The sequence below is a fragment of the Bradyrhizobium sp. HKCCYLRH2015 genome (assembly GCF_051168215.1).
GTDB lineage: Bacteria > Pseudomonadota > Alphaproteobacteria > Rhizobiales > Xanthobacteraceae > Bradyrhizobium.
Genome location: NZ_JBNPUO010000001.1, coordinates 129,583 through 150,525 on the forward strand (window position 1 = coordinate 129,583; position 20,943 = coordinate 150,525).

Here is a 20,943-nt window from a genome sequence, read left to right on the forward strand (position 1 = left end):
GTCGATCTCCTCGATTTGAGTTGCACGCGCCCGTTGCGGAGTCTCCCGTGGCGGGCGCCGTCGTTTTAAACTTGGGCTGCTTGTGACCTCAGCGGTGCCGCGCGGAGGCGTAGGATCGCGCGGGCCGCGGCGGTTCCACTTTCCGGACCGGTCAACCACGTTTCGACTGGACAGGAATTCGCGCTTGTTCCGCTAGTTGCGACAGGTTATTGCCACGGCGAGGCCTCATCGTAGAAGAAATGGCTCTCCGTGCTGTCGACGCTGTCGCATATCATCGATCGCAAGGCTTCGAACCGGGTGGTCACGCGGCTGCGGGCCCTGCTGCGCAGCAACGAGTTCTACCTGATACCGCTGGCGCTGGTGATCGGCGTCGCGACGGGTGCGATCGTGACGGTGATGAGCCTGATCGCGCAGGTCGCGCATGTGGTCATCTATGGCATTCCGATCGATGTCCGGCTCAGCGCTCATACCTGGGTCAACCCGGCGGTCGCGCTGATCGCACCCGCCTGCGGCGGCCTCGCGCTCGGGATCATGGAATGGCTGCGGCGGCGCTGGAAGATCGCGGCCGCGGTCGACCCCGTCGAGGCCAATGCGCTGCGCGGCGGACGGCTGTCGATGCGGGACAGCATCGTGGTGAGCGGCCAGACCCTGGTCTCCAACGGCTCCGGCGCGTCGGTCGGGCTTGAGGCCGGCTACACCCAGATCGGCGCCGGCGTCGCCTCGCTGCTCGGGCAGTATCTCACACTCCGCCGCAACGATCTGCGCCTCATCCTCGGCTGCGGTGCGGCGGCCGCCATTGCGGCCGCCTTCGGCGCGCCGATCACCGGCGCGTTCTATGCCTGTGAGCTGATCGTCGGCGTCTACTCCGTGGGCAGCGCGGCGCCGATTCTGGCGGCGTCGCTGGCAGGTGCGCTGACCTCGCAATATCTCGCCGGCGCGCCGTATTCGCTGGAGATCGCCAAGGTCGGCGCGGTCGGCTTCGAGCAATACATCGCGCTGTTCGTGCTGGCGCTCCTCGTCGCCGGCATCGGCATCGTGGTGATGCGCGCCTCGCCGGCGGTCGAGCGGCTGTTCGTCCGCATCCCGGTCTGGCTGCGCCCGGTGATCGGCGGGGTCTGTGTCGGCGCCATGGCGATCGTGACGCCGCAGGTGCTGGCGGCTGGCCACGGCGCGATGCTGCTCGATCTGCATCGCGAGATGGCGGTCGGCATGATCGCCACCATCATCGTGCTCAAGCTCGCCGCCTGCCTGATCTCGCTGGCCTCGGGCTTCCGCGGCGGTCTGTTCTTCGCCTCGCTGTTCGTCGGCAGCCTGCTCGGCAAGCTGTTTGCGGGACTGCTCGCGCTGGCCGGCCTCGGGCTCGCGATCGACCCGCTGGTGGCGATGCTCACCGGCATGGCGACGCTCGGTGTCGCCATCGTCGGCGGGCCGCTGACGATGTCGTTCCTGGTGCTGGAAATGACCCGCAGCGTCGACGTCACGGCCGTCGTGCTGGGCGCCTGCATCGTGACGTCGGTGTGCGTCCGCGTCCTGTTCGGCCACTCGTTCTCGACCTGGCGACTGCATCTGCGCGGCGAGACCATCCGCAGCGCCAATGACGTCGGTTGGCTGCGCAACCTCACGGTCGAGCGGCTGATGCGCTCCGACGTCGCCAAGGTGCCGACCACGACCAGCATCGCGGCCTGCCGGCGCGAGTTCGCGCTGGGCACGCGCCAGGCGGTGGTGGTGGTGAACAACAGCGACGATTATTGCGGGCTGGTCTCCTTGCCCGATTTGTTCTCGGGCGAACTGGACTCCATTGCCGACGAGATCCAGGTGGTCGAGCTCGCTAAATATTTCGAGGTCGCGCTGTTGCCCGAAATGAACGTCAAGACGGCGATGAAGATCTTCGACGATTCCGGCGCGGAAGAGCTGGCGGTGCTGGAATCGGAGAACAGCCGCAAGGTGATCGGCTTCCTGACCGAGTCCTTCGCGCGCCGACGTTATGTCGAGGAGATCGACCAGGCGACGCGCGGTGTGCTCGGGGCGCTGTCGTGATCGCGTCCCATCGCCGCGACACGTGATCGCCGGTCCTCGACCGGGGTAGACTGCCGGCCGTTCGAGACGCGCGAGGACTGCATGACGAGACTGATGAGCACGGCTGTCGTGGCGACCTTGAGCGCGCTGGCGGCGACCGCCGCCGCAGCCGAACCTGCTGTGCTGAAAGGCAAGGACGCGTTCGGCAGCTGGCAGGGTAATGCACCGGGCACGATCAGGCTGATCCGCCCTGAAGACCTGCCCAAGCCGGGGGCGACGGCGTCCGCCGCGAACGTGTCCCGCGTGGTGCAACGACCGGCCTCCGCCGTGCCGAAGGTCGTCGACGGTTTCAAGGTCGCGCTGTTCGCCGAGGGGCTGAACGGGCCGCGCATCCTCCGCACCGCGCCGAATGGCGACATCTTCGTCGCCGAGACCCGGGCCGGGCGCGTCCGCGTGCTGCGCCCGAGCGAGGACGGCAGCAAGGTCGCCTCCAGCGAGATCTTTGCCGACCGTCTCGGCCATCCCTTCGGCATCGCGTTCTATCCGAGCCGCGATCCGCAATGGGTCTATGTCGCAAGCACCGAGCGCGTCATGCGCTTTCCCTATCGGGCTGGCGACATGAAGGCGTCGGCCGCGGCCCAGACGATCGCCGATCTGCCGGCCGGCTACGGTCATTCGACGCGCGATATCGTCTTCACCAGGGACGACAAGCGCATGCTGGTGTCGGTCGGCTCCGCCGGCAATGTCGGCGAAGCGCTGGGAGAGCCAGCCGGCGGAATCAGTGCCTGGATCAAGGCGCATCCGCTCGGCGCGGGCTGGGGCGGAGAGACCGACCGTGCCGGCGTGCTGGCATTCGATCCCGACGGCCAGAACCGCAGCCTGTTCGCCACCGGCATCCGCAACTGCGTCGGCCTCGCCATCCAGCCGGCAACCGGAGCGCCGTGGTGCTCGACCAACGAGCGCGACGGGCTCGGCGACGATCTGGTGCCGGATTATGTCACGCGGGTGAAGGAGGGCGGCTTCTATGGCTGGCCCTGGTACTACATCGGCGACAACCCCGACCCGCGCCATGCCGGCGAGCGCCCCGACCTGAAGGGCAGGATCACCGTGCCCGACGTGCTGCTGCAGCCGCATTCGGCCTCGCTCGGTCTGACGTTCTACGACGGAAATCTGTTTCCGCCGGAGTATCGCGGCGATGCCTTCGCCGCCGAGCACGGCTCGTGGAACCGGTCCAGGCGCACCGGCTACAAGGTGATCCGGATCAGGCTCAACGACGGTGCGCCCACCGGCGAATACGAGGATTTCGTCACCGGATTCGTCGTCAACGATCGCGAGGTCTGGGGCCGGCCGGTCGGCGTTACCGTGGCGCGCGACGGCAGCCTGCTCATCTCCGAAGACGGCAACGGCACGATCTGGCGCGTCAGCCGCTGATGGACCAGCTGATGCGGCATTGAGAAGCACGAGCGGGCCGTCCTCACTTCTTCGGCGCGCGGCAGTTGAACGCACGGCGGAAGCCGGCGGCGCGTGCGTCGTCCTCCGAGCAGAACCAGCGGTCGGGCTCGGTGGTCGCGGGATAGCTCGGGCAGCCCTGCAGATGGTAGATGCCGATGTTGCCGGTTACGCGGGCGCGCACCGCGAACTTGCCCTTGATGCTGCAGCCCGGCGGCGCGCTCGGCGCGTCCGGGAACAGCACCGCACGGATCTCGCGGTCGCGGTCGGCGCGGCAGGCGGCGCCGAGCAGGGCGCCGTCCTTCTTGTCGGCGCGGAACTCTGAGGGCGCGACGAAGCATCCCTTCCACAGCCCGCGCACCGCCTCCTTGGCCGCGGCGACATCGTCCTTGGCGCGATACTTGATCGCCGGATCCGCGCTCATGGCGTAGCCCGCGCGCGCGACCTGTTGGTTGAGGCTGACCTTGTCGCCGTCGATGGTGCAGAGGCCGATCCTGCGGGTCTTGAGCGGCTTGTCGGGACCGAGATCGTCGCAGCGCACCGAGCGCCCGCCGATCAGCTTGCCGAGCTGCTCGCGCGCCTCGACGCCGCAGCTCCAGGAATCGGCGTGATCGTCGATGCAGAGCTGGTCGACCTCCGGCGCATCGATGCCGTCGAGCCGGAACACAGTGTCGCCGAGCTGGATCGTGTCGCCGCTGCGCACCGTGGCGCTCGCCGCCAGCGATGCGCCGGTCATGCCGGCTCCCAGCACAATGGCCCCACACAACGACAACAGCCGGTCTCGCAGCCGCATGTTTTCTCCCGCAATCAATTGCATCAAATATCCGCGTCCAGTCCTATCACATCGCTCGTGAGTCACGGCAAGTGCGGCTTGGGATCCGGCGTCTCGGCCTCATGGTTCGAGACGCACCGCCATCTGGACCGACTGCTTGGCTCATTTTGGCGTGCGGCGCTTCTCACCATGAGGGTTTGAGATATTGCCGCGCAGCCGGTCCTCGTCCTGAGGAGCCTGCCGGAGGCGGGCGTCTCGAACGACGGCCGCAAGTGCGGATCAGCTCGCCCGCCTTGCGAACGGGACAGACCGCCACCTTGCGCCGGGGCAGGCTGCTACCCATCTGAGCGGCCGAAGGAAATCTTGCCATGTTGGACTTTACCTCCGATCTCGCCGGCGACGCGCTGTCGCCGGCGCAAGCGTCGTCTGCTGCCCCGGCCGATGACCGGGCGCTGCTCGACGCCTATTCCAATGCCGTCATCGACGTCACCGAGCGCGTCGGCCCTGCGGTCGTGCGTGTCGAGACTGGCCCCAAAGCCGGCTCCCGCGCCGAGCGCGGCGGCCTCGGCTCGGGCATCGTGATCTCGCCCGACGGGCTGGTGCTGACCAACAGCCATGTGGTCGGCTCGTCGAAGGCCATCCGGCTGCGCGACGTCGAGGGCGTCGTCACCGATGCGCAGGTGCTGGGCGTCGATCCCGACACCGATCTCGCTTTGCTGCGCGCCAATCACGCGCGCGACCTGCGCTACGCCGCGCTCGGCAACTCCAAGAGCCTGCGGCGCGGCCAGCTCGTGGTCGCGATCGGCAACCCGCTCGGCTTCGAATCGACCGTGACGGCCGGCGTGGTGTCGGCGCTGGGGCGCTCGATTCGCTCGGTCTCGGGCCGGATGATCGAGGACGTCATCCAGACCGATGCGGCGCTCAACCCCGGCAATTCCGGCGGGGCGCTGGTGTCCTCGGCCGCGGAGGTGATCGGCATCAACACCGCCATCATCCAGGGGGCGCAAGGCATCTGCTTTGCGGTCGCGAGCAACACCGCGCAGTTCGTGCTGTCGGAAATCATCCGCCACGGCTATGTCCGCCGCGCCTATATCGGCGTCTCCGGGCAGACCGCGCCGGTGCCGCGGCGTCACGCGCTGCTCGCCGGCGTCGAGAACAAGATGGGCGCGCTCTTGATGCAGATCGAGCCGGATGGCCCGGCGGCGCGTGCCGGCCTGCTGCCGGGCGATGTCGTGATCAGCCTCGACGGCGCCGACATCAACGGCGTCGACGACCTGATCCGCGTGCTCGACCGCGATCGCATCGGCCGCACCGTCGCGATGGATGTGCTGCGGCTGGGAAGGCTGCGCGGCATCGACATCCACCCGGTGGAGCGCAAGCCGGCGAGGCAGGCGTCCTAGTTTGCGTGAGATGCAGAGCTGTCTCGACAGCCACCGCTGTCGTCCCGGCGAACGCCGGGACCCATACCCCGAGGGAGCGGTTTGAGGCAGGCTGGTCATTGGCATTGTGCTCATCACGACTGCTGCGGCGTATGGGTCCCGGATCGGCGCCATGCCGCGCTGGCGCGCGTCATGGCTTGTCCGGGACGACAGCGGAGGGTGAGGCGACTGCATGCGAGCAAAGGACGGCGGTGGAGTTTGTAGTCCGTAGTCTGTAGGTGGGCAAAGCGGACGCCCGCAGGGCGGTCGCGTGCCCACTGTGCATCAGCGTGCTCGACAGCTATGGTGGGCACGGCGTGGGAAGGAGCTTCGCTGGCAACGCAGGTCCAGGGCGCGCCTTTGCCCACCCTACGGCAGCGTCGCTTGTGGTCGGTTTCACAGTCTCAAACAGCACGGACATGACATCGCAATCTCGCGGCGCGTCGCGCCCGAGTTCTACATTCAATTCGCCCCTCGCAAATCATGCAGAGGGCGCAGGGAATGCCGGGTGAAGGCCTCACCCATGGCCCGCCTGCGAAAAAAAATGCAGGCGGCAGGTACCACAGGCAAAGCCGAACACTCCGGCATTCCCTGCGCGACGGTCTTCACGCTTATACGCAGTCTCCCTGGTGCGCCGGGCTTGTTGGCCACCATGCCGCGACAATGCTTGCGCATTGCGCGGGTGACACCAGCGTCGGGGTGTCAGGACGCTGCGACTTCACGTCCGCAAGCCATCGTTCGTCCGCGCCCTCGAAAGAGGACGCTGCGATTTCTCGCGGCCATCGCTTCCCCGCCTCGCGTGTCGTGACGATCGCGCGCTACGCCCCTCTGCGATGAGGCGGGATGCGCATAGACAATCATGATTTCCGAAAAATAGCAAGAAGATTATTTTTATCGGAAGGTGATGTGACGTTCTCCCGCCGTCGTCCCGGGCTTGACCCGACATTTGTCGGTTTGGCGCGATCGGTGGTCATGCTGCGCACAGGCGGGACGAGGTGAAGCTCAATCTCCTTCCTTGGCGCAAGGCGATGCAGCATGGCGATCATTGCATGCAATGATCGCTCATGAAATGGGCTGAGTTCGCGCCGAACGAGCCTGCCCAGCAACCGGGCAATGTCGGCCATCTTCTCAACCCCTTGAATTAGTTCGTGCTTCGCCAGGGCCGTCGCGCCTCGCCGCATTGTACACAATGGCACACCGCTTGCTTCATCAGTTGCGAGACATTCTCGCGGGGAGGCAGGCGGCTGACATGGCGAACTCATCTGCAGCGGCAACCGCGACGATCATCGCCGAGCCGGAGCCGATCACGCTCGATCTGTCCAAGACCGCGCTGGTCATCATCGACATGCAGCGCGACTTCATGGAGCCGGGCGGGTTCGGCGAGACACTGGGCAATGACGTGTCGCAGCTTGCCCGCGCGGTCGAGCCGATCGCGAATGTGCTGGCGGCGGCACGCGAGGCCGGCATGCTGGTCATTCACACCCGTGAGGGCCACGAGCCGGATTTGTCGGATGCGCCGCCGGCCAAGGTCGAGCGCGGCGCGCCGTCGCTTCGCATCGGCGATCCCGGTCCGATGGGGCGCATCCTCATCCGCGGCGAGGCCGGGCACGACATCATTCCCGCGCTCTATCCCGTCGATGGCGAGGTCGTGATCGACAAGCCGGGGAAGGGTGCCTTCTACGCGACCGAGTTGGGCGAGGTGCTGAAGCTCCATGGCATCGCCAATCTGCTGGTGTGCGGCGTCACCACCGAGGTCTGCGTCAACACCACCGTACGCGAGGCCAATGACCGCGGCTATCGCTGCGTCGTCATCTCCGATGGCTGCGCGTCCTACTTCCCGGAATTCCACGAGATGGGGCTGAAGATGATCAAGGCCCAGGGCGGCATCTTCGGCTGGGTCGCGGACTCGGCCGCGGTGCTGAAGGCCATGATCTGAGAGACGAGCTGAAAGATCTGAGACGGATGAGTTTGATCATGTAGTCGCTGCAGGCAACAGGGGAGCAAGGCGATGAGCGGAAGCGGGACGGCAAGCTCGACAAGTGCGGATTTCAAACCGGTGCTCTGGACACAAGGGGACTGGAACGCGTTCTTCGGTTTCGGCACCAACATCCTCGTCAACATGCTCGTCCTCACCGGGCTGTTGCGCTTCGTGCTGAAGATGCCGGACAGCCTGGTGTTCGGCCGCATCCTGCCGGCGCTCGGCCTAATGATGTGCCTGTCGACCTTGTACTACGCGTTCCTCGCCTATCGGCTGGCGCAGAAGACCGGACGCAGCGACGTCTGCGCGCTGCCCTCGGGCGTCAGCGTCCCGCACATGTTCATCGTGACCTTCGTGATCATGCTGCCGGTCACCTTGAAGACCGGCGATCCCCTGAAGGGCTGGTCGGCCGGCCTCGTCTGGGTGTTCTTCCAGAGCTTCATCCTGATGATCGGCGGTTTCGTCGCGCCCTATATCCGCAAGATCACGCCGAGGGCGGCGCTGCTCGGCACGCTCGCCGGCGTCTCGGTCACCTTCATCTCGATGCGGCCGGCGCTCGAGATGTACATGACGCCGCAGATCGGGCTGGTGTGCTTCGCGATCATCCTGGTCAGCTGGTTCGGCGGCGTGAAATATCCGAAAGGCCTGCCGGCCGGTCTCGTGGCGATCGCGGTCGGCATGGTCATCGCCTGGGGCTCCAACCTGTTCGGCCTCGGCCTCGGCGGGCTCAGCGTGAAGGGCGTCGGCGATGCCTTCGCCAACTTTGGCTTCTCGGTGCCGCTGCCGGCGTTCGGCACGGTGTTCTCCGGCTTCGAATATCTCGGCGTGATCCTGGTGACCGCGATCCCGTTCGGCATCTACGACCTCGTCGAGGCCATGGACAATGTCGAGAGCGCGGAAGCCGCGGGCGACGAGTATCCGACGACGCGCGTGCTGACCGCCGACGGCGTCGTCAGCCTGATCGGCTGCATGATGGGCAATCCCTTCATCAACGCCGTCTACATCGGCCATCCCGGCTGGAAGGCGATGGGCGGCCGCATCGGCTACTCCGCGGCGACCGGGCTGATGGTGATCGTGCTGTCCTGGCTCGGCATCATCTCGGTGCTGCTGGCGCTGGTGCCGGTGGTCGCGATCTCGCCGATCCTGCTCTACATCGGCATGCTGATCGGCGCGCAGGCGTTCCAGACGACGCCGGTCAAGCACGCGCCGGCGATCGTGCTCGCGTTCACGCCGCATCTCGCCGCCTGGGCCAAGCTGCAGATCGACACCATGCTGGCCTCGACGGTGACGGCGGCGCAGGCTGTCGGCGGGCTCGCTGCCGACAAGGTGGACGCGGTGAAGACCGCCGCGATCGCCGCGCTGCCGCAGCAGGGCGTGCTGTATCACGGCCTGGAAGTGATGGGTGGCGGCTCGATCCTCGCCGGCCTCGTGCTGGGCGCCATCGGTGTGTTCGTCATCGAGCGCGACTTCACCAAGGCGGCGGCGTTCGCGCTCGCCGGTGCGGTCATGACCTATTTCGGCTTCATGCATGGTGAGGCTGTCGGCATCGGCGGCGGCTTCGGTGTGACGCCGGCGGTGGCGCTGGCCTATGTCGTGGTCGCGGGCGGGCTGTTCTGGCTGGGACGGCTCGGCATGTCCGAGAGCTACGTGCCGCATGCCGACATGCAAGCGGCGCCGGCGGAGTAGGCCGACTGCGGCACGAAAGCCAAGTTGGTTCAGACGGTCATTCCGGGGCAATCGTCAACTCGACGTCGCGAAGCGGCGGCGGGTTGGCGATTGAACCCGGAATCTCGAGCTTGTTGAAAGCCGACGCAAGACAACATCGAGATTCCGGGTTCACGGCCTGTCGGCCTTGCCCCGGAATGACGTTGTGGTGAGGCAAATGCCTGCACCGTCTCACCAGTCCGGCCGCCGGATCTGTCTTCGACCGTCACGTGGCCGGCTGATCGAGATAGTAGCGCAGCAGCGCCTCACCGGGCTCGGACAGCCACTCTGCCGCACCGGTCACATCGCCTTCGATCAAGCCGCTCATCCCGATCAGATAGGTGATCGGCATCGACGGCGTGGCGAAGACGGAGGCGTCCGCATTGGCTGGATTGGTCGCCTGCGCATGCGGGTCGGCGAAGGACAGACGGGGCATCGCGACCGTTTCCGCGTATCGGCGGATGGTCTTGATGTCGCGGCGGTCGGTGCAGATGGTCCAGACGTCGAGCGCCGGCATCCGGACGCGGTCCAGTGCGGCGAGCGTCGGCAGGTCGGTCTTGCAGGCCGCGCACCACGTCGCCCACAGGTTCACCAGCGTGACATGGCCTGGCTTCGGCGCGAGCGTCACGTCCTTGCCGCTCAAGTCCTGCAGCTTCAACGGCGGCAGCGGATTGCGCGGCCGCTCGACGATGAACTGGCTGCGGCCGCTGCGGAACAGCGGCGGCCTCGGATCATCAGCCGCGGCGCGTACGCGCGGCGAGGATACAAGGAGGGCGGTGGCGGCTCCCAGCAGCGCTGTGCGGCGCGTGAGGGCGCTGAAGGAAACAGTCTCAGCCATGGATGTAGGCCCAGCCCTTGCGCTGCAACTCGACGACGCGGCCGATGCCGAATGGCACGAGCTTCGCGCCCTCGATCAGCTCGATCATCAGATTCTCCTTGCTCTCGGCGATCGCCTTCGACGAGGCGCACATGCTGAAGCCGATATGCGGATACATCTGGCGCAGTGCGGCGATCGGCTCCTTCAACGGAGATTTGTCGGCGCGGAAGACATCGATGCCGCTGCCGTTGGCGACGACCTCGATGATGGGCGTCTGTCCGAGGCTGGCGAAATGCCGCGTGAGATTCCCCGAATAGCTGATGGCGTGGCCCATCACGTGCGGATCATTGCGATCGATCAGGATGACGATGCCGGCGCGATGCTGGGCGACGGCCGGCACGGCGGGGGTTGGAGTGCCGAGGGCCGTCGCGCCAGCGACGAAGCCGCGACGGGAGAGATCTTGAACGGGTTCGCTCATCGCTGCTTTCTCGTCGCAAGGGAAACCGTCGGCCGTGGCGATTCCAAGGCCGGTGGTTGCCGGGTCAGTTGCGCGGCCGGATCGGCGCCTTGTTGTTGCGGCCCCACAGCACGAACAGCGACAAGGCGAGCAGCAGGATATTGAGCGGGGTGACGGCGGCCTCGCCGCGGGAAAGATGAAAGGCGAGGGCGAACACCTGGAGCGTGGCGCAGCCGAGCGCGGCGAGGACGGTCAGGCGCGGCATGATGCGGGTTAGCGACGGCAGGATGATGCCGAGCGCGCCGGCGAGATCGACCAGCCCGATCGCGCGCACGAAAACCTCGGAATACTCACCTGCCCACGGCATCATCGCCGCAAGCTGCGCGATCGGCGTGAACAGCTTGGTCAGGCCGGCTCCGCCAAAGGCCACGAAGATCAGGGCCTGTGCGGTCCACAGGCCGATGCGCAGCGCGAGCGAGGGCCGAAGCGGGGTGAGATCGGTGGTCGATGCAGTGGTGGACACGATGGAAGTCTCCAAACGAGTGGGGGTTGGTCGGCGCAGGTTGATGATTTCTTATGGATTGATCATTATGCCTCCCGTTGAGAAATCATTTCTTGCTGGTTGATGATCAATGGACTCCCTCGTCAGCATCCGGGTGTTCTGCCAGGTCGCCGAGCTCAAGAGCTTCGCTGCGGCGGCCGAGCGGCTGAGCCTGTCACCCGCCATGGTCTCCAAGCACGTCATGGAGCTGGAGCGGCGGCTGTCGACCCGGCTGCTCAACCGCACCAGCCGCCGCGTCGGGCTGACCGAAGCCGGTGTGGTCTATTTCGAGCAGGTGCGTCAGCTGCTGGAGCAGCTCGACGACGTCGAGGCTGATGTCAGCGAGGCCACCGTGCTGCCGCGCGGCACGCTGAAGCTCAGCGCCTCCGTGTGGTTTGCGAATTCGCTGTTCGCCGACGTGCTCGCCGCCTATCGCTCGCGCTATCCGGAGGTCGTGCTCGATGTCGACCTCAGCGGCCGGCTCGTCAATCTCATCGACGAGGGTTTCGATCTCGCGCTCCGCACCTCGGCCTCGCCCGGTGACGGACTGATCGCCCGTCCGCTACCCTCGATCCTGATGCAGTTCGTCGCTGCGCCACGCTATCTCGCCGCGGCGGGCCGGCCGACGGCGCTGGCCGATCTCAATGGCCATGCGTTCCTGAGATATGCGCTGATCCCCACGCGCGCGATGACGCTGCCTGGCCCCGACGGCGAGGTCATGCCGGCTTTCAAGGACGTGCTGATCAGCGGCAACGAAACGCTGCTTCACCATGCCGCCGTCGCTGGCATGGGCATTGCCGTGTTGCCGCGCTGGCTGATCATGGATGATCTCGCGACAGGCCGGCTCGAGACGGTGCTGCCGGAGGCGTTGACGCTCAAGGCGCCGCTGATGGCGGTCTATCCGAGCCGCAAATATCTCTCGGCCAAGGTCCGCACCTTCATCGACTTCATCGCCGCCGATCCACGCCTGAAGCAGGTCTCGGAAGGGCCGCCGCCTGCGATCGATACGATCAGGGCGCGCGGGCGGAAGCGGCGGAAGACAGGGGCGTGATGCGCGTGGCGGCCTTGGCAGCTCGCGATCTGAGCTGGGGTGTGTGTGCTCATCGCTGGCTATCAATTTCTACAAGTTCGACTCGATGTATAGCAGCATGATGTTGTTGAGCTCTCGCGGCAGTGAAGGTGCACCTCGCCCCGCCAGGGCGAAGCGAAGCTTCGCTAGGGCGGGGAGAGGTCGGATTGCATCGAAGATGCAATCCGGGTGACGGGGACAGGTCTCTCCACGAACGCTTCCCGTGCGTCTGCTCACCCCAACCCTCTCAGCGCGAGCAAAGCTCGTTGCGGCCCCGTGACGAATGGGAAGAGGGAGCGCACCGATGGTGCCCCACGTTCACGGTCGCACGGCCGGCGCGTCCATCGTCATGCCGCGTGCCCGCGACATCAGATAGAGCTCGAGTGCGATCATGTCCGGCGCGTCGAAGTCGAAGGCTTGCGCGCGCACGCCGGTCATGCAGCCGCGGAGGCGGCGCTGCAGCGAGCCCATGCCCTGCCATTCCAGGCGATAGATCGGATAGCCGGTCGGCTGTCCCTGTGTGATCGATGAGCCCGCGAGATGCCTGTCCCAATTATCGTCGTGGCAGTTGGCGCAGGCGAGATTGAGCTGGCCCTGGCGCTGAAAGAACAAGTCGCGGCCGCGTGCGATCGAGGACGCCAGCCGCGGGTCGTTACCGGCGGTGATCGGCATCCCGCGCGATTGCTTCGCGATCAGCGCCGTCAGCGCCAGCAGCTCGCGGCTCTCTGCTGCGAACGGCGCGGCCTCCTGATGCTGCCTGCGGCAGAGATTGACGCGCTGGCCGAGATCGACCGGCACACCGCTCGCGGCATTGAAGGCGGGATAGCGCGCAGCGACGCCCTTCATGCTGACATCGACCGCGCCGTGACAATCGCCGCACGCCTTGTTGGCCGTGCCTGCCTTCGTCGTCCACAGCGCCTCGCCGTCGAGCACCGACAGCATCGCTGGATTGGCGGTGTCGTCGTCCTGCATCGCCTTGGTGTCCGACGACATGAAGTCATAGCCGGAGCGGCGCGCGGACTCTGCAATCTCGCCGGCCAGCACGGGCAAGGTCAGGGCGATCATCGTCATGACAGTGAGAAGCGCCGGCCGCATCAGTCGACCGTGATCGTCGCCGCGGCGGTAGCGACGAAGCCGTTGTCGCCGATCCACTCGAAGGCGAAGCGGCCGCTCTCGGTCGCCGTGGTGAAGAACGACAGGAACGGATTGGCGGCGATGGCCGGATAGAGGTCGGCGCGGAAGATCTCGGCGCCATTGAACCTGCAGGTGAAGCTGGTGATGATGTCGCGCGGGATGGCCTCGCCTGCGGCCGTATGGCGATAGCCCGGCTCCATGACGTGGCTCATCAGCGTCTTGATCTCGATGATGGCGCCGCGCCTGGCCTTGGCGGGAACGTTGACGAGGGCGGCAGGCATCACGGCATCTCCTCGGTGCAGGCGGCCAAGGTCACGATGACGTCGACGCTCGCCGACCAGAACGAGTCGTCGGAGAGCTTTGCGATCGCCACGACCTTCTGGGTGTCGGCGAGCCGGATGCGCGTCGTGACCTGGGCGCGGCCGGCGCTCGCCGTCAGGTGGAAACTGGCGACGTTGGGCTGCGGGTTCTTCTCGTTGAAGACGTGGATGCTCTTGACGAAATTGTCAGGCGTCATCGGGTGATCGACGCTGACCGTCATGGGCACGGTGTTGCCGTTCTCCACCAGCGGCGGGATGTCGAGCCGGACCTTGCCGACCGTCACCTTGGCCTCGCCGACGAGGTTGCGGATGGCGGACGCCAGCATCGCCGGCGTCGCCTGCGCCGGCCGGACCGTGATCAGCGGCAGCGCGCTGGCCGCGGTGAGCGTTCCCGCCAGTTGCAGCAAATGGCGGCGCGAGATGTGGGATCGTTCGAACATGCCGGTCATATGGGCTCACTCGCGCAAGGTCGCGAGATAGGCGACGATGTCTTCGATCTGCTCCGCCGACAGGATCGGCTTGTCGCGCCAGGCGGAACCGACACGGGTCAGTCCGTCAATGCGATAGTAGGACGGCATGATCGTTGCCGGATTGAGCCTGGAGGCATCGACCAGCCGCAAGCGGAGCTGCGGGATCGTCGAACGGCTGCCGGCGCCGGCAAGGCTGGGCGCGAGATCGCCCTGGAAGCGCGCTTCCGGGAACGGGCCGGAATGGCAGAGGATGCAGGTCGAGCTGCGTGCGAGAACGAGCGCACGGCCGCGCGCGGCGTCGCCGGGCTGGCCGGTGAGCGATTGCGCGATGCCGTCGCCGCTGATCGGATACGGCGCGAGCTGCTGCGCGGCGGCGGTCGCGGGCAGGGCGATGATGAGGATCGCGATGAACCGGCTAGCCGAACGCATCATGGGTCAGCGCCTTGAACCAAGCCATTGTCGCCTCTGCCTCAGCCGCGCGCGTGGCCTGGGGGGCGTCGATCGGGCTTGTCTTGCCACCTTCCACTTCGGCGAACAGATCCGCCTTGGGTTGATACACGCCTGCCAGCGAGAACGCGTAGTTCGGCGCCACCAGGCTGTAGCAGATGCCGGTGAGCGGCGGCGTATCGGACTGCCGTCCGGTCAGGTCGCGCGCGATCACCGCCGCGCACGTCTGGCCCTGCGCCCGCGCCGCGCCGGCCGATTTCGGGATGCCGCCGCCGAGACAGGCGTCGCCGATGACATGGACGTCGGGGGCGAGCTTCGAGGCGAAGGTCGCGGCATCGATCGGGCACCAACCGGTGCGGTCGGCCGCACCGGCAAGCGCGGCAATGCGGCCCGCCTTCTGCGGCGGGATGATGTTGGTCACATCGGGATTGTAGTTGCCGAACTCGGTGACCACGGTGCGCGTGGCGATCTCGACGCCGGTGACGCGGCCGCCCTGCGACAGCGGAATGCGCTCGATCATGCCGGGGTAGAGCTGCTGCCACGCCTGCTCGAACAGCTTCTGCTGCGAGAAGCTGTCCTTGGCATCGAGGATCAGCACCTTCGACTTCGGCTTGTGCGCCTTGAGATAATGCGCGATCAGGCTGGCGCGCTCGTAAGGCGCCGGCGGGCAGCGCGACGGATTAGCGGGGACGGCGATCGCGACCGTGCCGCCATCCGGCATCGTCTCGACCTGCGTCCGCAGCAGCAGCGTCTGTTCGCCGGCCTTGTAGGCATGCGGCATGACCGTCGAGGCAGCCTCGTCGTAGCCTTGCAGGGCCGTGAAATCGAGATCGATGCCGGGTGCCAGCACCAGGCGGTCATAGGCCAGCGTGGCGCCGTCGGCGAGCGCCACCTTGTGTGCAGCCGCATCGATGGCGGTGGCCGCCTGTAGCACGACGCGCACGCCTTCGGCGGCGACCTTGTCGTAGCCGAACTGCTGCGCTGTGATATCGCGCAGGCCGGCAATGACCTCGTTGCTCAGGGGGCACGAGGTGAATGTCTTGTTGGTCTCCACAAGCGTGACGTCAAGCTTCGCGTCGGCCTGGCGCAGGGCGCGGGCGCAGCTCGCGCCACCAAAACCGCCGCCGATGATGATCACGCGCGCCGTCGTCTGCGCGCGCAGCACCGCCGGCGCGGCGAGCAGGGCTGCGCCCGCCGCGATCAGGCCGCCGACCTCTCTGCGGGTGCGCTGGCTCACTCTCATCCATTCAGAATAGCATGTCGGCGGCCATTGTTCCCAACGGCTGCCGCCACACAGATCATGCGAAGGTGATGTTCTGGTCGCGCAGCGGCACCGAGCGGATGCGCTTTCCGGTGGCGGCGAAATACGCATTCAGCACCGCCGGCGCGGCGACGCCGATGGTCGGCTCGCCGACGCCGCCCCAGAAGCCGCCGCTCGGGATCATGATCGCGTCCACCTTCGGCATCTCGGCGATGCGCATCGAGTTGTAGCTGTCGAAATTGGTCTCGACGATGCGCCCGTCCTTCACGGTGCAGCCGCCGTAGAACAGCGCCGACAGGCCGTAGACGAACGAGCCGGCGATCTGCCGCTCCACCTGCGCCGGGTTGACGACATAGCCGGGATCGGTCGAGGCGACGATGCGGTGGATCTTGATCTTGCTGCCGTCGATCACCGAGATCTCGGCGGCGCCCGCGACGTAGCTACCATAGCCGTGCAGCTGAGCGAGGCCACGGTACACGCCGTCCGGCGCCGGGGTGCCCCAGCCGATCTTCTCCGCGACCGCGTTCAGCACCGCGAGATGCTTGGGATGGTCGGCCATCAGCTTCCGGCGGAACTCCAGCGGGTCCTGGCCGGCCGCATCGGCGAGCTCGTCCATGAAGCATTCGAGATAGATCGCGTTCTGGTTCACGTTGACGCCGCGCCAGAAGCCCGGATTGATGTGCGGGTTGCGCATCGAATGCTCGATCAGCAGGTTCGGCACGGAGTAGCCGATCGTCGCCTCGCCCGATGGCGCCAGCCCCTGGAAGGTCGCGGGATCCTTGCCGTTGACCAGCGCGTCGGGCCGCAGGCTGAACAGGATCGACTGGCCGGAGATGCGCATGTGCAGCGCCGTCAGATTGTTGTCGGCGTCGAAGCCGCCGGTCAGCTTGCACTGCGTGATCGGGTGATAGCGGCCATGCGTCATGTCCTCCTCGCGCGACCACAACAGCTTGATCGGCGTGCCCGGCATCTCCTTGGCGATCTTCACCGCCTGGCGGACATAGTCGGTCTGGCCGCGCCGGCCGAAGCCGCCGCCGAGGATCAGCTTGTGCACCTCGCATTTGTCGGCGGGCAGCCCTGAGGCTTCCAGCACTGCGGCGAACGCCGCCTCGCCGTTCTGCGTGCCGCACCACACCTCGCATCGCTCGGGCGTGTAGAGCGCGGTGGCGTTCATCGGCTCCATGGTGGCGTGGTTCTGATAGGGATAGTTGTAGGTAGCCTCGACCTTCTTCACCGCGCTTGCCAGCGCCGCCTTGGCGTCACCGTTCTCGTTGCCGACGAAGGCGGGGCCGGACTCCAATCCTTCCGCGAGCCATTTGGCGATCGAGGCCGAGGAGACCTTGGCGTTCTCGCCTTCGTCCCACACGATCGGCAGCGCATCGAGCGCGGTCTTGGCGTGCCACCAGGTGTCGGCGACCACGGCCACGGCGGTGCCGTCGATCGCGACCACCTTCTTGACGCCCTTCATGCCGGCGATCTTGGCCTCGTCATAGCTCTTCAGCTTGCCGCCGGTGACCGGACAGTCCTTGATCGCGGCGTTGAGCATGTTCGGCAGCTTCATGTCGGCGCCGTAGATCATCGCGCCGGTGACCTTGTCGGCGGTGTCAAGCCGTCTCACGCCCTTGCCGATCAGGGTCCAGTCCTTGGGATCCTTCAGCTTCACGTCGGCTGGCGGCGTCAGCTTCGCGGCGGCCTCGGCCACCTTGCCGTAGGTCGTGGTCCGGCCCGAGGCCTTGTGGGTGATGACGCTATTCGCAGCCGTGCATTCGGCCACCGGCACCTTCCACTCGTCGGCGGCGGCCTGGATCAGCATCATCCGCGCGGCGGCGCCGCCCTTGCGGACGTAGTCCTGCGACGCGCGGATGCCGCGGCTGCCGCCGGTGGAGAAATCGCCCCACACCCGCTTGCGCGCGACGTTCTGGCCCGGCGTCGGATATTCGGTCGTGACCTTGCTCCAGTCGCAAGCCAATTCCTCGGCGACGAGCTGGGCCAGACCGGTCAGCGAGCCCTGGCCCATCTCCGAGCGGGCGATGCGGATCACCACGGTGTCGTCGGGGCGGATCACGACCCAGGCGTTGACCTCGGGCGAGCCATCCGCGGCGCGCACGATCTGCGGCCCGCCGAAGGGAAGGTCGAGGCCGAGGGCGAGGCCGCCGCCGAGCGCGGCGGTGCCGATGACGAAGGACCGGCGGTCGAGGCGCGGCGTCACATGCTGGTTCATGCCGTCCTCCTCAGGCGTTGGCGGCGGCGTGGATCGCCTCGCGCACCTGCACGAAGGTTCCACAACGGCAGATGTTGGTGACGGCGTCGTTGATGTCCTGATCGCTCGGCTTCGGATTGTCCTTGAGCAGCGCCGCGACGGCCATGATCATGCCGCTCTGGCAGTAGCCGCATTGCGGAACGTCGTTCTCCACCCAGGCCTGCTGCACCTTGTGCAGCCCGTTGTCGCTCGCGAGCCCCTCGATGGTGGTGATCTGCTTGCCCAGGGCCTCGGAGACGGTGACGCCACAGGAGCGCACGGCCGCGCCGTCGAGATGCACGGTGCAGGCGCCGCATTGTGCAATGCCGCAGCCATATTTGGTGCCGGTCAGTCCGGCGTTCTCGCGGATCGCCCACAGCAGCGGCGTGTCGGGCTCGACGTCCAGGGTATAGGATTGTCCGTTGATCGTGAGGTTTGCCATCGCAGATCCCTTTCGTTCAACGCGCCAGTTGAACAGAGGGCGGCACTGTGGCGCGAACGTTTGCATCCTTCAAATCAAGAATATGCGTTTGCCGCGCGCAGGATTTGTGATGGGCCCGGCTTGTAGTTGCGTCGGCTCATGGGCCGCGCGGCGGAGCGACGGCAAGCCGCAGGAAGCTCATCACGCTGCCGAGCGCGGCGAAACCGGCGCCGAGGGCCAAGGCAAGGGTGGCTCCTTGGTGCCCCGCAAGGCTGAAGCACAAGGCGGCGAGCGCCGCGCCGGTGGTCTGGCCGGTCAACCGGGCCGTGGCGACGATGCCGCTGGCGCCGCCGCTGCGGTGCGGCGGGGCGCTTGACATGATGGCCTTCATATTCGGCGCCTGGAAGAAGCCGAACCCGATGCCGCAGATCAGCATGCGCCAGACGATGTTCGCGATGCTCGGGTTCTCCGGCAACATGGCGAGCAGCGCCATGCCGGAGCCGAGCATCACCAGGCCGATGCCGCCGAGCAGGCCGGCGGGAAAACGGTCCGACAGCCGGCCGGCGATCGGCGCCATGATCGTGACTGCGAGCGGCCAGGGCGTCATGAAGAACCCGGTCTCGACCTGCGAGCGCTGGAGAATGTCCTCGAAATAGAACGGCAGCGACACGAAGCCGAGGCCCTGCACCGAGAACGAGCACACCGCGGTCGCGGCCGACAGCGCGAACACGCCGCGGCGGAACAGGTCGATCGGCAGCATCGGCGCCGGGTGGTCGGCCTGGCGGCGGGCCAGGATGACGCCGAGCACGAGCGCTGCGACCAGTTCGGCGACCACCATGGCCGGCGTCGCGCCGTGCGCGGCGCTGCCGATGCCGGTGATGAACAGGCCGAGGCAGAGCGCAGCGAGGGCGGCGCCGAGAAAGTCGAAGCCGTGCTCGGCGCGCGGCGTCCGTGGCAGCATCCTCATGCCGATCGCGATCGCGATCAGGCCGAACGGCAGGTTGATCGCAAACAGCCACGGCCAGGAGCCGAGCGAGAGAATGGCGGACGCGATCGTCGGGCCGAAGGTGAAGGAAATGCCGACCACCAGCGCATTGTGGCCGAGGCCGCGTCCCAGCATCTTGCCGGGATAGACGTAGCGCACCAGCGCGGTGTTGACGCTCATGATGCCGCTGGCGCCGAGGCCCTGCAGCGCGCGGGCGATCACCAGCGTCGGCAGCGACCACGCCAGCGCGCAGCCGACCGAGGCCAGCGTGAACAGCAGGAGGCCGCCGAGATAGATGCGCTGATGGCCGACGATCTCGCCGAGCGCGCCGAGCGGCAGCAAAGTCGCGACCAGTGCGATCTGGTAGATGTTGACCACCCAGACCACCTCGGCCGGGGAGACGTGGAGATCGGCCGAGATCGACGGCAGCGCGATGTTGGCGATGGCGACGTCGAGCGAGGCCATCGACAGCGCCGTGAAGATCGCGGCGATGGCCCAGGGCCGCTTACCGGGCGGCAGGCCGTCGGTGGTGCCGTCGCCGGCGAGCTTCGAAGCGTGGTGGCGGTCGGACATGAGACCTTTGGAGACCTTCGGTTCGCGGGGCGCGTCCGGATCAGCATGTACACGGGAGCAGGCGAGCGCCCCAGCCGTCGCGGGCGCATGGCGGTATGCGCCCGGTCGCAAGGAACGGGTCGAAGCCGGCTACACGCCCGGCCTTGCCAGCCGTTCGATCGTCTGGTTGTGCCGCGTCAGGAGCTCGCAGGCGTGGCCGATCTGGCGGGCGCGCAGGGCCTGCAGGATCAGCCGGTGATCCTGGTTGGTGCGCGGACGCCAGCCGGCATTGCGGGCCATCGCCAGCACCAGCCGTGAATTCGCCAGGCGCAATCCGTCGAGGCTCGCCAGCAGCCGCGGCATCGCGCAGGGCGCGACCAGCGCGCGGTGGAAGGCGCGGTTTGCGGTCTCGAATTCCTGGATGGTCTCGGCATTGTCGGCCTCGATCAGCGCGAGCTCGATCGCGGCGAGATGCGTCGGCGTGTAGCGCGGCGCGGCATTGCGCAGCGCGATCACCTCGAGCGCGACGCGCATCTCGACGATCTCCCTGGTCGACTTCGCATCGAGCGGCGCCACCCGCACGCCGCGCCGCGGTGCCGCGACCACGAGATACAGCGCCTCGAGCTGCCGGAATGCCTCGCGCACCGGCACGTGGCTGGATTTGAACTCGCGCGCGACGTGGTCCTGCCGCAGCGGCGCATCCGGGGGGAGCGCGCCACTGACGATCCGTTCGGTGATGGCCTCGGCGATGCGGTGGGCCGTGGTGAGATTCTCGTCCTGCATGGCGATAGATTATCTATCGAAAAAACCGATGCGAGGAAAGCCGCTGTGCCCTACGGTGCTTTAATACGGATTTTCATAGATAATATATTTGAAAATCTATAATCCGCGTG

Annotated in this window: 20 protein-coding genes; 6 read left to right on the top strand and 14 right to left on the bottom strand. The window is 66.9% G+C overall.

Going from position 1 to position 20,943, the window contains the following annotated elements:
- Window positions 1-249 precede the first annotated feature (249 nt).
- Complete coding sequence (locus tag ACQR1H_RS00565; RefSeq protein WP_316218342.1) at window positions 250-2,037, top strand: chloride channel protein; 1,788 nt, start codon at window positions 250-252, stop codon at window positions 2,035-2,037.
- Window positions 2,038-2,118: 81 nt separating this feature from the next.
- Complete coding sequence (locus tag ACQR1H_RS00570) at window positions 2,119-3,447, top strand: PQQ-dependent sugar dehydrogenase (RefSeq protein WP_434906964.1); 1,329 nt, start codon at window positions 2,119-2,121, stop codon at window positions 3,445-3,447.
- 43 nt (window positions 3,448-3,490) lie between these two features.
- Here the strand turns inward: ACQR1H_RS00570 and ACQR1H_RS00575 are convergent, their stop codons facing one another.
- The gene (locus ACQR1H_RS00575; protein WP_315802468.1) at window positions 3,491-4,258 is read right to left on the bottom strand and encodes a thermonuclease family protein; all 768 of its coding nucleotides are present in this window, start codon (window positions 4,256-4,258) and stop codon (window positions 3,491-3,493) included.
- A 347-nt stretch (window positions 4,259-4,605) separates the two neighbouring features.
- Here ACQR1H_RS00575 and ACQR1H_RS00580 point away from each other — a divergent pair, with 347 nt between their 5' ends.
- Window positions 4,606-5,637 carry a S1C family serine protease gene (locus ACQR1H_RS00580; RefSeq protein ID WP_315802469.1) on the top strand — a complete coding sequence of 344 codons (1,032 nt, stop codon included), beginning with the start codon at window positions 4,606-4,608 and terminating at the stop codon, window positions 5,635-5,637.
- 875 nt (window positions 5,638-6,512) lie between these two features.
- Here the strand turns inward: ACQR1H_RS00580 and ACQR1H_RS00585 are convergent.
- On the bottom strand, window positions 6,513-6,779 hold the full coding sequence (locus ACQR1H_RS00585; protein WP_316183523.1) for a hypothetical protein: 267 nt from the start codon (window positions 6,777-6,779) through the stop codon (window positions 6,513-6,515).
- Window positions 6,780-6,904: 125 nt separating this feature from the next.
- Between ACQR1H_RS00585 and ACQR1H_RS00590 the strand changes: the two genes are divergently transcribed.
- Together ACQR1H_RS00590 and ACQR1H_RS00595 are read left to right on the top strand one after the other, a co-directional pair.
- Window positions 6,905-7,591, top strand: coding sequence for a cysteine hydrolase family protein (locus tag ACQR1H_RS00590; protein WP_316218347.1), 687 nt, complete (start codon window positions 6,905-6,907; stop codon window positions 7,589-7,591).
- A gap of 72 nt (window positions 7,592-7,663) precedes the next feature.
- A complete protein-coding gene (locus ACQR1H_RS00595; RefSeq protein ID WP_315802471.1) occupies window positions 7,664-9,319 on the top strand; it encodes a regulator in 1,656 nt (551 codons plus the stop codon).
- A 244-nt stretch (window positions 9,320-9,563) separates the two neighbouring features.
- Here ACQR1H_RS00595 and ACQR1H_RS00600 read toward each other — a convergent pair whose 3' ends face one another.
- The 3 genes from ACQR1H_RS00600 to ACQR1H_RS00610 form a co-directional block, all read right to left on the bottom strand.
- Window positions 9,564-10,055 carry a TlpA family protein disulfide reductase gene (locus tag ACQR1H_RS00600; protein ID WP_434907172.1) on the bottom strand — a complete coding sequence of 164 codons (492 nt, stop codon included), beginning with the start codon at window positions 10,053-10,055 and terminating at the stop codon, window positions 9,564-9,566.
- Between the two features lie 112 nt (window positions 10,056-10,167).
- Complete coding sequence (locus ACQR1H_RS00605) at window positions 10,168-10,632, bottom strand: DsrE family protein (protein ID WP_315802472.1); 465 nt, start codon at window positions 10,630-10,632, stop codon at window positions 10,168-10,170.
- Between the two features lie 64 nt (window positions 10,633-10,696).
- Window positions 10,697-11,134 carry a DoxX family protein gene (locus ACQR1H_RS00610; RefSeq protein ID WP_434906965.1) on the bottom strand — a complete coding sequence of 146 codons (438 nt, stop codon included), beginning with the start codon at window positions 11,132-11,134 and terminating at the stop codon, window positions 10,697-10,699.
- Between the two features lie 109 nt (window positions 11,135-11,243).
- Between ACQR1H_RS00610 and ACQR1H_RS00615 the strand changes: the two genes are divergently transcribed.
- Complete coding sequence (locus ACQR1H_RS00615; protein WP_315802473.1) at window positions 11,244-12,203, top strand: LysR family transcriptional regulator; 960 nt, start codon at window positions 11,244-11,246, stop codon at window positions 12,201-12,203.
- 336 nt (window positions 12,204-12,539) lie between these two features.
- On the opposite strand, the gene soxA is transcribed toward ACQR1H_RS00615, so the two are convergent.
- The 9 genes from soxA to ACQR1H_RS00660 all read right to left on the bottom strand — a co-directional run bounded on the left by soxA (window position 12,540) and on the right by ACQR1H_RS00660 (window position 20,833).
- On the bottom strand, window positions 12,540-13,292 hold the full coding sequence (gene soxA, locus ACQR1H_RS00620) for a sulfur oxidation c-type cytochrome SoxA (protein ID WP_410051458.1): 753 nt from the start codon (window positions 13,290-13,292) through the stop codon (window positions 12,540-12,542).
- Between the two features lie 23 nt (window positions 13,293-13,315).
- On the bottom strand, window positions 13,316-13,636 hold the full coding sequence (soxZ, locus tag ACQR1H_RS00625) for a thiosulfate oxidation carrier complex protein SoxZ (protein WP_316239014.1): 321 nt from the start codon (window positions 13,634-13,636) through the stop codon (window positions 13,316-13,318).
- On the bottom strand, window positions 13,636-14,124 hold the full coding sequence (locus ACQR1H_RS00630) for a SoxY-related AACIE arm protein (RefSeq protein WP_316239015.1): 489 nt from the start codon (window positions 14,122-14,124) through the stop codon (window positions 13,636-13,638). Before ACQR1H_RS00630 ends, soxZ begins: the two co-directional genes overlap by 1 nt.
- Before the next feature lie 6 nt (window positions 14,125-14,130).
- Window positions 14,131-14,577 carry a sulfur oxidation c-type cytochrome SoxX gene (gene soxX / locus ACQR1H_RS00635; protein ID WP_316239016.1) on the bottom strand — a complete coding sequence of 149 codons (447 nt, stop codon included), beginning with the start codon at window positions 14,575-14,577 and terminating at the stop codon, window positions 14,131-14,133.
- Window positions 14,561-15,829 (bottom strand): FCSD flavin-binding domain-containing protein, encoded by a 1,269-nt coding sequence (locus ACQR1H_RS00640; RefSeq protein ID WP_410053185.1) that lies wholly within the window; start codon window positions 15,827-15,829, stop codon window positions 14,561-14,563. Before ACQR1H_RS00640 ends, soxX begins: the two co-directional genes overlap by 17 nt.
- Window positions 15,830-15,890: 61 nt before the next feature.
- A complete protein-coding gene (locus ACQR1H_RS00645) occupies window positions 15,891-18,074 on the bottom strand; it encodes a molybdopterin cofactor-binding domain-containing protein (RefSeq protein WP_434906966.1) in 2,184 nt (727 codons plus the stop codon).
- Between the two features lie 10 nt (window positions 18,075-18,084).
- Entirely contained in the window at window positions 18,085-18,534 is a 450-nt protein-coding gene (locus ACQR1H_RS00650) for a (2Fe-2S)-binding protein (RefSeq protein WP_434906967.1), read from the bottom strand.
- A 136-nt stretch (window positions 18,535-18,670) separates the two neighbouring features.
- The gene (locus tag ACQR1H_RS00655) at window positions 18,671-20,071 is read right to left on the bottom strand and encodes an MFS transporter (protein ID WP_316218354.1); all 1,401 of its coding nucleotides are present in this window, start codon (window positions 20,069-20,071) and stop codon (window positions 18,671-18,673) included.
- Window positions 20,072-20,200: 129 nt separating this feature from the next.
- Window positions 20,201-20,833, bottom strand: coding sequence for a GntR family transcriptional regulator (locus ACQR1H_RS00660; RefSeq protein WP_315802482.1), 633 nt, complete (start codon window positions 20,831-20,833; stop codon window positions 20,201-20,203).
- Between the last annotated feature and the right edge of the window lie 110 nt (window positions 20,834-20,943).

Coding starts and splice junctions, on each gene's coding strand:
- ACQR1H_RS00570 (WP_434906964.1), top strand. CDS start 2,119: ATGACGAGACTGATGAGCACGGCTGTCGTGGCGACCTTGAGCGCGCTG.
- ACQR1H_RS00575 (WP_315802468.1), bottom strand. CDS start 4,258: ATGCGGCTGCGAGACCGGCTGTTGTCGTTGTGTGGGGCCATTGTGCTG.
- ACQR1H_RS00580 (WP_315802469.1), top strand. CDS start 4,606: ATGTTGGACTTTACCTCCGATCTCGCCGGCGACGCGCTGTCGCCGGCG.
- ACQR1H_RS00585 (WP_316183523.1), bottom strand. CDS start 6,779: ATGGCCGACATTGCCCGGTTGCTGGGCAGGCTCGTTCGGCGCGAACTC.
- ACQR1H_RS00590 (WP_316218347.1), top strand. CDS start 6,905: ATGGCGAACTCATCTGCAGCGGCAACCGCGACGATCATCGCCGAGCCG.
- ACQR1H_RS00595 (WP_315802471.1), top strand. CDS start 7,664: ATGAGCGGAAGCGGGACGGCAAGCTCGACAAGTGCGGATTTCAAACCG.
- ACQR1H_RS00605 (WP_315802472.1), bottom strand. CDS start 10,632: ATGAGCGAACCCGTTCAAGATCTCTCCCGTCGCGGCTTCGTCGCTGGC.
- ACQR1H_RS00615 (WP_315802473.1), top strand. CDS start 11,244: ATGGACTCCCTCGTCAGCATCCGGGTGTTCTGCCAGGTCGCCGAGCTC.
- soxA (WP_410051458.1), bottom strand. CDS start 13,292: ATGACGATGATCGCCCTGACCTTGCCCGTGCTGGCCGGCGAGATTGCA.
- soxZ (WP_316239014.1), bottom strand. CDS start 13,636: ATGCCTGCCGCCCTCGTCAACGTTCCCGCCAAGGCCAGGCGCGGCGCC.
- ACQR1H_RS00630 (WP_316239015.1), bottom strand. CDS start 14,124: ATGACCGGCATGTTCGAACGATCCCACATCTCGCGCCGCCATTTGCTG.
- soxX (WP_316239016.1), bottom strand. CDS start 14,577: ATGATGCGTTCGGCTAGCCGGTTCATCGCGATCCTCATCATCGCCCTG.
- ACQR1H_RS00645 (WP_434906966.1), bottom strand. CDS start 18,074: ATGAACCAGCATGTGACGCCGCGCCTCGACCGCCGGTCCTTCGTCATC.
- ACQR1H_RS00650 (WP_434906967.1), bottom strand. CDS start 18,534: ATGGCAAACCTCACGATCAACGGACAATCCTATACCCTGGACGTCGAG.
- ACQR1H_RS00655 (WP_316218354.1), bottom strand. CDS start 20,071: ATGTCCGACCGCCACCACGCTTCGAAGCTCGCCGGCGACGGCACCACC.
- ACQR1H_RS00660 (WP_315802482.1), bottom strand. CDS start 20,833: ATGCAGGACGAGAATCTCACCACGGCCCACCGCATCGCCGAGGCCATC.